This window comes from uncultured Porphyromonas sp. (genome assembly GCF_938046015.1).
Lineage (GTDB): Bacteria > Bacteroidota > Bacteroidia > Bacteroidales > Porphyromonadaceae > Porphyromonas.
The window spans coordinates 16,211-28,309 of the sequence record NZ_CALIXW010000012.1; the positions used below are offsets into that span (position 1 = coordinate 16,211).

Genomic DNA, 12,099 nt, shown 5'->3' on the forward strand with positions numbered 1-12,099 from the left:
CGCTCGGCGCTCCGCTCTGAGCTGGTCCCCGAGGCAGAGGGCGGAGGCAGCAAGCGCGCTCGCGACGGGCCTCGTCCCAGGGAGAGGGGCGGGGGATCTAGTCCTGGCGCTTAGCTCCTGATCCTTATTCGACTACCCGCCACACGGCCTTCGGGCTGTACGCTATGGATTAGTTATCTTTGTGGACAATATGGCTAGCCGTAGGGCTGGCTTTAGGATAGAATTATACAGAGACATGAACTGGAAACAATTCGACCGAGCGAACAACCTCCTGGCTTGGGGCGTCTTCCTCATCGCCACCCTGACCTACCTGATGACGATAGGTCCATCGGCGAGCCTCTGGGACTGCGCTGAGTTCATCGCTTGCGACTACAAGCTCGAGATCGGGCACCCTCCCGGGGCTCCCTTCTACATGCTTGTATATAATGTAGTATCCCATCTGGGCGGAGGCCCCCAGCATGCCGCACTGCTGACCAATGTCACCAGTGCCGTGATCAGCGGCTTCACCATCCTCTTCCTCTTCTGGACGATCACGCACATGCTGCGCCGTGTGCTCACGCCCAGTGCGCGCCTTGGGCTCAACGAGGCGCAGCCCACGGGTGAGGTCATGACCCTCGGGCAGGGGATCGCTATCCTAGGGGCAGGGCTCGTGGGGAGCCTCGTGTACACCTTCTCGGACTCCTTCTGGTTCAGCGCCGTAGAGGCTGAGGTCTATGCCTTCAGCTCGCTCTTCACGGCCGTAGTCTTTTGGCTGATCTTCAAGTGGGACGAGCGCTGCGACAATGAGCGTAGCGACCGCTGGCTGGTACTCATCGCCTACCTCATGGGGCTGAGTATCGGGGTACACCTGCTGAACCTGCTTTGCCTGCCCGCCATGGCCCTGGTCTACTACTACCGCCGCACGAAGGAGTCCACGCTCAAGGGTGCTAGCATCGCGCTGGTAGCCTCCTTCGCCCTCGTCGAGCTGATGATGTACGGCGTCGTGCAGGGAGTGCCCAAGCTCGCGGGCAAGTGGGATATGTTCTTCGTCAACAGCATGGGCCTCGGCTACAACCAGGGACTCTATATCTATCTCGCGGTAGTCGCACTCGTCCTCATCTGGGGCGCCTACGAGACACAGCGCGCCTACAGAGAGCCCAAGCACCTCGGGAGCCACCGCCTACGCATCTCCCTGATCGCCTCCCTCATCCTCATCGGCCTTCCGCTGATCGGGAATGTACTGGTAGGCCTCCTGATTGCGGGGGGGATCGCGGCCTTCTTCTACCTCTACAAGGGGCTCACTGCGCGCATGGTACATACCCTGCAGATGTGTCTCGTGGCCATCATGGTCGGCTTCTCCAGCTACGGGGTGATCCTCGTGCGTGCCGAGGCTGATCCGCCGATGAACGAGAATTCTCCTGCCGACGCCTTCTCCCTGCGCTACTATCTGGCACGTGAGCAGTACGGCTCCGCACCCCTGCTCTACGGGCAGACCTTCGCCTCGCGCATCAAGTACGGCAGCGATGGTCGTCCCGTGATGAAGGAGGAGGAGCCCACCTACGGACGTATCAACAAGGAGCATCCCAGCGACCCCGACCGCTACGTCGTGCGTAGCCTCAAGGAGGAGCCCGTCTACGAGGAGAGCGAAATGATGCTCTTCCCCCGTGTCTACGACCGTGGGCACGCCCAGATGTACAATAGCTGGATGGGCCGCGCCGAGGATGATATGAGCGTCCCGAGCTTCGGCGAGAACCTCAGCTACTTCTTCAACTACCAGGTCAACTACATGTACTGGCGCTACTTCCTGTGGAACTTCGCAGGGCGTCAGAACGACCTGCAGGGCGACGGCGGCCTGCTGCGCGGCGGTGCCATGACGGGGATCCCCTTCATCGACGCCCTCTTCTACGGCGATAGCGACAGCCTGCCCGAGCTGATGACCAATAATAAGGGGCACAACGTCTACTACGCCCTCCCACTGCTGCTGGGGCTGATCGGTCTCTTCTTCCAGATCGGGGCAGGACGCCGCGGGACGGAGAGCTTCTGGATCACCTTCATGCTCTTCTTCATGACGGGGCTGGCCATCGTCCTTTACCTCAACCAGTTCCCAGGGCAGCCCCGCGAGCGTGACTACGCCTACGTGGGCTCCTTCTACGCCTTCGCCATCTGGATAGGCTTCGGCGTGGCAGCCCTCGTCACTGCCGTCAATCAGCTCCTCGCCTCGAAGGAGGCCAAGGCTAAGGCCGCAAAGGACAAGCAGCCCCTCACCCTACAGCCTACCTATGCCGCCATCGTCGTCCTGCTGAGCCTCCTGGTACCCCTGCAGATGCTCGGGCAGAACTGGGATGACCACGACCGCTCGGGTCGTACTGTGGCCAGCGACATGGGGCGCAACTATCTGGAGAGCTGCGAGCCCAACGCCGTGCTCTTCTGCTACGGGGACAACGACACCTTCCCCCTCTGGTACGCCCAGGAGGTCGAGGGCATCCGCACCGACGTCCGTACGGTCAATCTCTCCTATCTGGCAGGCGACTGGTACATCGACCAGATGAAGAAGCAGGCCTACGAGGGCAAGCCCCTACCGCTCGGACTGCTCCCTGCCTCCTACTATTACTACCACGCCTACGCGCTGGTCAATCGTCAGGGCAATGAGCCCATGACGGTGCAGGAGGCCTTCGCCCACCTCAAGGACGCTCCACGCATCGACCCTGCGACGCTCCCCACGGGCAACATCATCCTGCCCGTAGACTCGGCGCGCGCACAGCGCCTCGTAGCTCAGGCTGCCCCCGACGTCGACTGCGAAGTCCTTCCCGTAATGCCCCTCTCGATCCAGAGCCGTCAGTATCTGGACATCGGCGGTATGAGCGTGCTGGATCTCATAGCAGGCAATCAGTGGGAGCGCCCCATCTACTGGGCGATCACCTCACCCCGCAATGCCTTCGACAACCTCCCCGAGCACATGGTGCAGTCGGGCATGGCGCACCAGCTGCTGCCTATAGCCTATCCGCAGGACAGCACGGGGCAGCGCAGAGAGAGCGGCATCGGGAATCTCGACCACATGTACCAGACGGTGATGACGAAGTTCCGCTGGTGCGGTGCTGATCGTCCCGGCACCTACTTCGACGAGAACGCCCGCGGCATCGTCTCCACGCTGCGCAATCAGATCTTCTCCCCGCTGGCCGATGGCTTCATAGCACGTGGCGACAAGGCCAAGGCCCAGGAAGTCCTCCGCAAGTGCCTCTCCGTGATCCGCGAGGACAACGTCCCCTATGAGACGAACTCGGTGTACTTCGCCCGCTCACTCTATCGTGCGGGGCTGACGAAGGAGGCCGACCACGTGCTGCAGGTCATCGTACGCCGCTCGCTGAGCACGCTCGTCTGGGCGCTGAGCCTAGAGCCCGAGCAGTTCCAGCAGCTGGTGCAGCACGCCGACCTGCAGGAGGCCTACATGGGTCTGACCTATCCGCTGCAGCTGGCCGATGAGTTCGGCTCCACGAGCCTCAAGCAGTACGAGGCTCAGATCACCGAGATCGCTCGCCGCCTAGGCGCTGGACAGCGCTAAGGCTACACAACACCAGAGTACAGCACCATGCTGGAGCGTCTCCTCTGCCGCGTACCTATGTGGTACCGCATGCTCGTCCCCGGGGCTCGCTGGCGCATACCAGCGATCTCGGGGAGGAGCATTTACCTGACCTTCGATGACGGGCCTATCCCCGAGGTGACGCCTTGGGTGCTGGATGAGCTCGACCGACTGGGGGTGAAGGCTACCTTCTTCTGCGTGGCGGACAACGTGCGCAAGTGGCCCGAGCTCTTCGAGGAGATCAAGCGCCGAGGTCACCAGGTAGGCAACCACACCTACCACCATATACAGGGGCTCTATCACGGCACGCGCAGCTACATGGAGGATGTGCATGCCGCGCACGAACTCATACACTCGCGCTACTTCCGCCCCCCGCATGGGCACCTGCGCTTCAGGCAGAACATCGAGCTCAGCCACAGCTTCGAGATCATTATGTGGGACGTCGTCACGCGCGACTACAATGCGCGGCTCACGCCCGAGGAGGTACTCGCCAACGTCAAGCGCTACGCACGCAACGGCTCGATCATCGTCTTTCACGACTCGATCAAGGCGCAGAAGAATATGCGGGAGGCTATGCCTAAGGCCGTGCGCTGGCTCCTCGACGAGGGCTATCACTTCCTACGCATAGGCGACGCCCCCTAGGGGAGCACGCCCAGCAGACAGGGCAGCGAGTGGCTGCCCGGCTACTAAATGAGGAAGCTAAGGGATCATAGGCATAAGGTCTTTGGTACGGGTATAAAAAAAGCGGAGCTGACTTCCCAGCCAGCTCCAACCTATTAACCAAAACCTTAACTATGAAAAATTACTTTTTCAACACAAAGGTAGCAATAATATCGAACAAAGGAAAGACCGCCCCGAGACACCGCTGGCACCGCAGCAAGTGCGGCCCGCGGGTGGGCGGACAGACAGCTTGAACGAACTTACTATTAACCTCTTATGAACCGACCCCTGACACCGGACTCTAAATCCGACCTGTCACTCGCTCCTAAGCGCGTCTATATCGAGACCTACGGCTGCCAGATGAACGTGGCCGACAGCGAGGTCGTGGCCTCCATCATGCAGATGGATGGATACCACCTCACAGAGGATCCCGAGCTAGCGGACGCCATATTCCTCAACACCTGCTCGGTGCGTGACAACGCCGAGCAGAAGGTGCTCAATCGCATCGCCTACTACCACTCCATACGCCGCAAGAAGCGCCGCCGCATCACCATCGGCGTCCTCGGCTGCATGGCCGAGCGTGCCAAGGAGGAGCTCATCGAGAAGCATAAGGTAGACCTCGTCGTCGGCCCAGATAGCTACCTCGACCTGCCGAACCTCATCGGAGCCGTGGAGCGCGGCGAGAAGGCCATCAATGTAAAGCTCTCCACCAACGAGACCTACAAGGATGTCATGCCGCTCAAGCTGGGCGGTGTCCATATCTCGGGCTTCGTCTCCATCATGCGTGGCTGCAATAACTTCTGCTCCTACTGCATCGTCCCCTATACCCGTGGTCGTGAGCGCAGCCGCGAGCTGGAGAGCATCATCCGTGAGGTCAAGGACCTGGAGGAGAAGGGCTATCGCGAGATCACCCTGCTGGGGCAGAACGTCAACTCCTACCGCTACGTCGATGGCGACAAGGTCTACGACTTCGGCGACCTGATGGAGCAGGTAGCGCTGGCCGTACCCGGCATACGCATCCGCTTCACCTCGCCCCACCCCAAGGATATGGATGACAAGGCCATCGCCGTAATGGCGAAGTACCCCAACATCTGCAAGCACATCCACCTACCCGCCCAGTCGGGCAATGACCGCATACTCAAGCTGATGAAGCGCAACTATACCCGCGAATGGTATCTCGAGCGCGTAGCAGCCATACGCCGCGCTATGCCCGACTGCGCCATCACCTCGGACCTCTTCTGCGGCTTCCACGACGAGACGGAGGAGGACTTCCAGGACACGCTGAGCCTGATGCGTGAGGTGGGCTACGACAACTCCTTTATGTTTAAGTACTCCGAGCGTCCAGGCACCTACGCTGCCAAGTACCTCGTGGACAACATCAGCGAGGAGACGAAGATCCGCCGCCTGCAGGAGATGATCGACCTCCAGACGCAGCTCTCGCTGGAGAGCAACCTTCGAGACGTGGGCAAGACCGTGGAGGTACTGATCGAGGGCTTCAGTAAGCGCAGCCACGAGCAGCTCTTCGGCCGCACGCAGCAGAATAAGGTCGTCGTCTTCGACAAGCAAGGCTACCGCGTAGGACAGTACGCCCAGGTCCTCGTCGAGTCGGCTACGGCAGCGACCCTTATCGGTCGTCCCGTACAGCCCGCCGAGGGCTACGTGGCGCCCGTCACCGATGCACCCTAACACTTGACTACACTATACTATGGTTAATCTACAGACGACCTTCGCTGGGCTGCAGCTCTCGAGTCCGCTCATCCTGAGCAGCTCGGGCCTGACGCGCAGCATCGATCGTACCAAGGCCTTAGTCGAGGCTGGCGCTGGTGCGGTCATCCTCAAGAGTCTCTTCGAGGAGCAGATCCTCATGCATACGGGGCATCTGCTGGCGCACAACGAGTATCCCGAGGCCGCCGACTACATCGCCTCCTACACCCGTGTAGAGGCTGTGGACGAATACCTCGAGCTCCTGCGCCGCGCCAAGGCCGAGCTCTCGGTGCCCGTCATCGCCTCCATCAACTGCTCGGGGCTGGAGAGCTGGACGGACTTTGCCCAGAAGCTCAAGGAGGCTGGCGCCGACGCTCTCGAGGTGAACATCATGCGCCTGGAGACCTCGCGCTTCTACGATCCTGTGGCGGGTGAGGAGCTGTATCTGGAGATCGTCCGCCGCCTGCGCGCCGTGGGTCTACCGCTCATCATCAAGCTCTCGCGCCACCATACGGCGTTGCCTACACTCGTGGATAAGCTACGTGCGGCGGGGGCTACGGCCGTCACGCTCTTCAACCGCAGCTACCAGCTGGACATCGACCTCGAGCGGGAGCAGATCGTCGGCGGTGATGTCTTCTCCCACGCGGGGGACTTTGCCGAGACCCTACGCTTCACAGGCCTCATCCGTGGCGTCGTGCCCGGCATCGAGCTCGCTGCCTCGACGGGGATCTATGGCTGGCAGGAGCTGGCGAAGATCCTGCTGGCGGGGGCAGATGTGGCGCAGATATGCACGGCCGTCTACAAGCACGGCCCCTCGGCTATCAAAGACGCGCTGACGGGCCTCGGGCGCTGGATGATGGATCATGGCTATCAGAGCGTGGACGAGTTCCGCGGTCGCCTCAGCTATGCCTCTGTCGCTGACCCGAGCCTCTTCGAGCGTCTCCAATTCATGAAGTATTATTCAGGGCGTACGCAATCCTAGCCTTCGCCCGTTATTCTACCAACTACTAATATAGATCAAGAACAAGATGAAGAAGAATGTAATGATCGCTTCACTGCTCGCTGGGGGCCTCGTCCTCTCTAGCTGCGGCCTAAGCAATTCAGTCAAGGGCGCTGGTATCGGCGCTGGTGCTGGTGCTATCATCGGCGCTGGTGTAGGTCGTGTCCTCGGGAATACCGGCCTCGGTGCCGCCATCGGTGGCGTCGTAGGCGGTACGGCAGGTACCCTCATCGGTAACAAGATGGACAAGCAGAAGCGTGAGCTCGAGGAGAAGATGAAGACGGCTAAGGTCGAGAGCGTCAATGACGGTCAGGCCATCCGTGTGACCTTCGACAGCGGTATCCTCTTCGCCACCAACTCCGCTAGCCTCTCCACCAGCTCGCAGACTGAGCTGCGCAACCTGGCCGTTAGCCTCAAGCAGAACCCCGACACCGAGATCAAGATCGTCGGCCACACCGACAACACGGGTAGCGACAAGATCAACGACCCCCTCTCCCTCAAGCGTGCTACCAGCGTGCAGAGCTTCCTCGCTGCTCAGGGCGTATCCTCCAGCCGCATGCAGGCCATTGGCGAGGGCAGCCACAGCCCCGTCGCAGACAACGGTACCGCTGCTGGCCGTCAGGCTAACCGCCGCGTAGAGGTCTACATCCTCCCCAGCAAGGCGATGATCGAGGCTGCTCAGGCAGGTACGCTGAAGTAAGCCTTCCGACGCCCTTAGCCCTTAGTTCCACGCGGACTAAGGCAAGCTATATACCGCGCCCCCAGACCGTCCATCGCGACGACTTGGGGGCGCTCCTTTTTCCGCTCCTAGGCTAAGGCTAGCGCGCACAGTGCCCTGGCTTAGAGCGCAAATGACCCAAGGCCAGCGAGCTTAGTTCCTAATCCGAACGAGCGAAGTGACCTATCCGAGCGAGCGAAGTGACTTGCCTCGGCGAGCTCCCATCATACACTCCGCGAGCGAAGTGCCTGATGTCCGCGAGCAAAGTAATAATACTTCTCTAGAAAAATAATATAAGTTCCCGCGAATTATTATATAACTTTCCGTCGAATATTATATAATAATCTGACAAAAGTTATATTACTTTTCGGAGAAAGTTATATAATAATTCGGGAGATATTATATAATATTTCGGGAGAACTTATATTACTTTTCCCGCCATATTATATTAGTTCTCCCGCCAAGCCTATAATCTTCCCTCGCCCACTGCCTGATGTAGCCTCACCCCAGCCCTTAGCTTACGCCAGCAACGTCCTTACGTGAGCAAACCAAACCAGTCTTATTACCTCCTTCTTCACACACTCCAAGGCTAGCTTAATACGCTCCAAGGCTAACTTGAAACAGATAGCTCAGGCCTTTTCCACACCCTCTAGACTACAAGCGGAAGAGGAAGCCCCAACGGGGCAACCCAATCAAAGCCCAGGGTGCGTAGCCCTACAAGGGCGACCAAACCCTGGGCTAAGCAAATTAATACCAATGGAGCGCTGTAAGTGCGACCCTCAAGACGATCGGAGCACCGTGACTTGGAGCACCAATTTATCTTGAGGGTCGCCCCTGTAGGGCTTTGTCCTTTGATTTGATGACCTACCCAGGGTTCCGTCACGCCTGCAGCGTTCCCTCACCCTGGGCTTTGATTGGGTTGCCCCGCTGGGGCTTTCCACTCCGTTTGCCCACAGACGAAGAGAAACAGAACCTATACTTATCCTCTATCAACACAATAGCAAGAAGGAACAGAACTTATGCTTATCCTCTATGAACACAACAGCGAGGAGGAATAGAACCTATACTTATCCTCTATCAACACAACAGTATAGTGTGCATCTGCTTCTATGGAGATAGCTCAGGCCTTTACCACACCCTCTAGACTACAAGCGGAAGAGGAAGCCCCAACGGGGCAACCCAATCAAAGCCCAGGGTGCGTAGCCCTACAAGGGCGACCAAACCCTGGGCTAAGCAAATTAATACCAATGGAGCGCTGTAAGTGCGACCCTCAAGACGATCGGAGCACCGTGACTTGGAGCACCAATTTATTTTGAGGGTCGCCCCTGTAGGGCTTTGTCCTTTGACTTGATGACCTACCCAGGGTTTGGTCGCCCTTGCAGGGCTACGCACCCTGGGCTTTAACTGGGTCGCCCCGCTGGGGCTTTACACTCCGCTTGCGCACAGACGAAGAGAAACAGAACCTATACTTATCCTCTACGAACACGATAGAGAGGAGGGACAGAACTTATGCCTATCCTCTATGACACTATAGCAAGGAGGGACAGAGCTAATCCTTATCCTTTATGAACACAACAGCATAGGGTGCATCTAGCTCTCTGGAGATAATTCCTCCCCTTATGGACAGCAGCAGGGCGACGGAGCTAGCAGGCGAATAGCTATCTTTGGGGTAGATGTCACACTGATACTTAGCTCCTATGCGCTCCATACACCTCCAGCACTTCCGCTGCTACAGCGACCTCAGGCTCGAGCTCAAGCCCGGGATCAACCTCTTCGTCGGGGACAACGCCAGCGGCAAGACTTCGCTACTCAGGGCTTGTCAGTACATGCTGAGCTCCTTCTTCGCGGGCTTCAGCGACGAGTACACCAAGTGGCTGAGCTTCGGCGACGATGACTTCCAGCAGGAGTTCCAGAGGGGCAAGCAGCTCGATGAGCAGCCCATCTCCATCAGCTTCGACCCGACGGACCTCATCGAGCGCCTCAGCCCCGAGTACCTAGAGGAGCAAGGCCCCCTAGGCGAGCAAGTGCTGGAGAAGCGCAGTGCCAAGAACCGCCGCGCCCTGACGGGAGGCTTCAAGGCCTACCGCAGCTACGCCCAGTGGCTGCAGAGTCACTACTACGACCGCGAGGCTGCACGGCAGAGCTACCCACTGCCCCTCTTCGCCTACTACTCGGTAGAGGACATCCATTCCAACCGCAAGCTCAGCCTCCAGCCCTTCAGCAAGACGACGAGCAAGTTCTCCCTCGGCTACCTAGAGTGCCTCGAGGGCGACGGCTTCCTGCGCTACTGGGTGCACCGACTGCTGGTGCTAGCGGAGCGTGATCCCGAGCACAGCGAGCTCGGCTTCGTGCGGCGCCAGATGCTCCAGATCCTCGGAGCGGAGGGCTGTGACCTCTTCTACGACATGCTGATACGCCCCATCAAGCGGGAGGTGGTCTTCGTCACGCCCGACGGCAGGGAGATCCCTACGGCCTTCCTCTCCGAGGGCTACAAGCGCATCATCTCGATGAGCCTGGATCTGGTGATGCGCAGCTACCTGCTTGACTATCCTATCTATGGCGATGAGACCTGCCGACACATCACGGGCACGGTGATCATCGACGAGATCGATATGCATCTACACCCAAGGCTACAGGCCGAGATCCTACCCGTGCTGCACCGCTGCTTCCCCGCCCTGCAGTTCATCGTCTCGACCCATGCCCCCATGGTGATGAGTGGCGTGCAGAGCGATGGGACGAATATCGTCTACCGCCTACGCTGCAGTAGTGAGGCCGAGTACTGCCTCGAGGAAGCCACGACCTACGGCCTCGACATCTCCACCCTCGTGGAGCGCCTCTGGGAGCTCTCGCCCCGCAGCCATGAGGTGAGCAACCAGCTGGCCGAGCTCTTCCACGCCATAGACGCAGGCGACTACCAGAGGGCACGCGAGCTGCTGCAGCGACTTCGCCAAGCCTTCCCAGGCGGCGAGCTCAAGGAGCTTACCCGCGCCGACACCCTTCTGAGACTGATGCAGCGCCCCGATCGGCTATGATACACATCAAGAAGTCCGCACCGCCCAAGGGCTTCGCAGCCTACTGCCGCCAGCCCAACGCACGCTACAGCGAGCTCTCGCACAAGGCCAAGAAGAGCCTCAAGCAAGGCCTGCTGCGCGACCAAGGCTACCTCTGCGCCTACTGCATGGGCCGCATCGACGCTGGGGAGATGAAGGTGGAGCACATCGACAGCCAGGCCATCCACCCCGAGCTGGAGCTGGACTACGACAACCTCCTAGGCTGCTGCTACGGTGGCGAGCGTGACGAGCCCGACCCCTTCCGCGGACGTCGCTCGCTGCACTGCGACTCCTCCAAGGCGGCCCGACGCCTCACCTGCTCGCCCCTCAATCCCGCCTGCATCGCTAGCCTTAGCTACGGCTCGGAGGGCTGTAGCATACACTCCAGCAATCCCGAGTGGGACGAGGAGCTAGATCGCATCCTGAACCTCAATACGAGCAAGCTCCGTCACAACCGTCAGGAGGCCCTCTACACCCTGCTGGACGAGCTGCAGCAGCTCTTACCCCCACATTCCTCCCGCCACAGGCAGCGCAGCGTCCTCACCAAGCTCCTCGAGCGCGTCACGGCGCGCGATCGCTACGGCGAACTCATCCCCTACTGCGGCATACTCATCTACTGGCTCGAGCGCATGCTCCGCGAGCTGGAGGATGAGCATACCGCGGGATAAGGATTATCTTTGCACCAAGCCCACCGCGGCAGACAGACAGCGCGGCAGGCAACTGATCCATCACCCTAAGCAAGCAACGACGATGAACGAATATCCCCTCTGCCCCGAATGCGGCGGCCCGCACATCTACTTTGACGGCACTACCTACGTGTGCCCCGACTGCTCGAGTGAGTTCGACGTCGAGGCGCTAGCAAGCTCCACCACTGCCCAGGTATGTAAGGATAGCAACGGCACGCCGCTCGCAGATGGCGACGCCGTGACCGTCATCAAGGACCTCAAGGTACGCGGCTCCTCGATGGTCATCAAGCAGGGCACCAAGGTCAAGAGCATCCGCCTCACCGACAGCCCCGACGAAGTCGAGGGCAAGGTCGATGGCTCCGTCATGGTCCTGCGCGCCGAGTTCCTCAAGAAGGGCTAAGCGCCTCCTCTGCCCTCCTCCTACCCTCTCCCCCACACCGCCCCTCCCCCTACTTGTCCCCATCCTAAGGACGCACGTAGCGCTGGACACGATAAGGCTGGGCGACACGTTCTATATTAGGAGCCAAGCAGCTCCACGAAAAAGGGCAGCTCTACCCTGCCCTATCCTCTAGACGCACCCCAATGCTGATCCGCTCGAGCATTGGGGTGCAGGTCATATCTACTGCCCCGACGTACACGCTACCAGAGGCGCGGAGTGGCGCAGTGGTAGAGATTGCGTATTTTTGCAGTCTACAATAATATATATCAGTATACAGAGCATCATC

The 12,099-nt window shown here is 59.6% G+C and carries 8 protein-coding genes; all 8 read left to right on the forward strand.

Features of this window, described 5'->3' with window-relative positions; translation table 11 throughout:
* Positions 1 to 235: 235 nt before the first annotated feature.
* The 8 genes from Q0248_RS01475 (at position 236) to Q0248_RS01510 (ending at position 11,774) form a co-directional block, all read left to right on the forward strand.
* Positions 236 to 3,538 (forward strand): DUF2723 domain-containing protein, encoded by a 3,303-nt coding sequence (locus Q0248_RS01475; RefSeq protein WP_299318911.1) that lies wholly within the window; start codon positions 236 to 238, stop codon positions 3,536 to 3,538.
* Between the two features lie 27 nt (positions 3,539 to 3,565).
* Positions 3,566 to 4,198, forward strand: a complete 633-nt coding sequence (locus Q0248_RS01480; protein ID WP_299318913.1) for a polysaccharide deacetylase family protein — start codon at positions 3,566 to 3,568, stop codon at positions 4,196 to 4,198.
* A 294-nt stretch (positions 4,199 to 4,492) separates the two neighbouring features.
* Positions 4,493 to 5,902, forward strand: a complete 1,410-nt coding sequence (miaB, locus tag Q0248_RS01485; RefSeq protein ID WP_299318916.1) for a tRNA (N6-isopentenyl adenosine(37)-C2)-methylthiotransferase MiaB — start codon at positions 4,493 to 4,495, stop codon at positions 5,900 to 5,902.
* A 19-nt stretch (positions 5,903 to 5,921) separates the two neighbouring features.
* Positions 5,922 to 6,902, forward strand: a complete 981-nt coding sequence (locus Q0248_RS01490) for a dihydroorotate dehydrogenase-like protein (RefSeq protein WP_299318917.1) — start codon at positions 5,922 to 5,924, stop codon at positions 6,900 to 6,902.
* Positions 6,903 to 6,948: 46 nt separating this feature from the next.
* A complete protein-coding gene (locus Q0248_RS01495; RefSeq protein WP_299318919.1) occupies positions 6,949 to 7,620 on the forward strand; it encodes an OmpA family protein in 672 nt (223 codons plus the stop codon).
* Between the two features lie 1,715 nt (positions 7,621 to 9,335).
* Positions 9,336 to 10,670, forward strand: coding sequence for an AAA family ATPase (locus Q0248_RS01500; RefSeq protein WP_299318921.1), 1,335 nt, complete (start codon positions 9,336 to 9,338; stop codon positions 10,668 to 10,670).
* Positions 10,667 to 11,356 carry a retron system putative HNH endonuclease gene (locus tag Q0248_RS01505; RefSeq protein WP_299318922.1) on the forward strand — a complete coding sequence of 230 codons (690 nt, stop codon included), beginning with the start codon at positions 10,667 to 10,669 and terminating at the stop codon, positions 11,354 to 11,356. Before Q0248_RS01500 ends, Q0248_RS01505 begins: the two co-directional genes overlap by 4 nt.
* Positions 11,357 to 11,438: 82 nt before the next feature.
* Entirely contained in the window at positions 11,439 to 11,774 is a 336-nt protein-coding gene (locus tag Q0248_RS01510) for a zinc ribbon domain-containing protein YjdM (RefSeq protein ID WP_299318924.1), read from the forward strand.
* Positions 11,775 to 12,099 lie beyond the last annotated feature (325 nt).

What these genes read in the sequence shown, in the direction of transcription:
- Q0248_RS01510 (WP_299318924.1), top strand. Translation starts at nt 11,439, where the DNA reads ATGAACGAATATCCCCTCTGCCCCGAATGCGGCGGCCCGCACATCTAC.
- Q0248_RS01495 (WP_299318919.1), top strand. Translation starts at nt 6,949, where the DNA reads ATGAAGAAGAATGTAATGATCGCTTCACTGCTCGCTGGGGGCCTCGTC.
- Q0248_RS01480 (WP_299318913.1), top strand. Translation starts at nt 3,566, where the DNA reads ATGCTGGAGCGTCTCCTCTGCCGCGTACCTATGTGGTACCGCATGCTC.
- Q0248_RS01505 (WP_299318922.1), top strand. Translation starts at nt 10,667, where the DNA reads ATGATACACATCAAGAAGTCCGCACCGCCCAAGGGCTTCGCAGCCTAC.
- Q0248_RS01490 (WP_299318917.1), top strand. Translation starts at nt 5,922, where the DNA reads ATGGTTAATCTACAGACGACCTTCGCTGGGCTGCAGCTCTCGAGTCCG.
- Q0248_RS01475 (WP_299318911.1), top strand. Translation starts at nt 236, where the DNA reads ATGAACTGGAAACAATTCGACCGAGCGAACAACCTCCTGGCTTGGGGC.
- miaB (WP_299318916.1), top strand. Translation starts at nt 4,493, where the DNA reads ATGAACCGACCCCTGACACCGGACTCTAAATCCGACCTGTCACTCGCT.
- Q0248_RS01500 (WP_299318921.1), top strand. Translation starts at nt 9,336, where the DNA reads ATGCGCTCCATACACCTCCAGCACTTCCGCTGCTACAGCGACCTCAGG.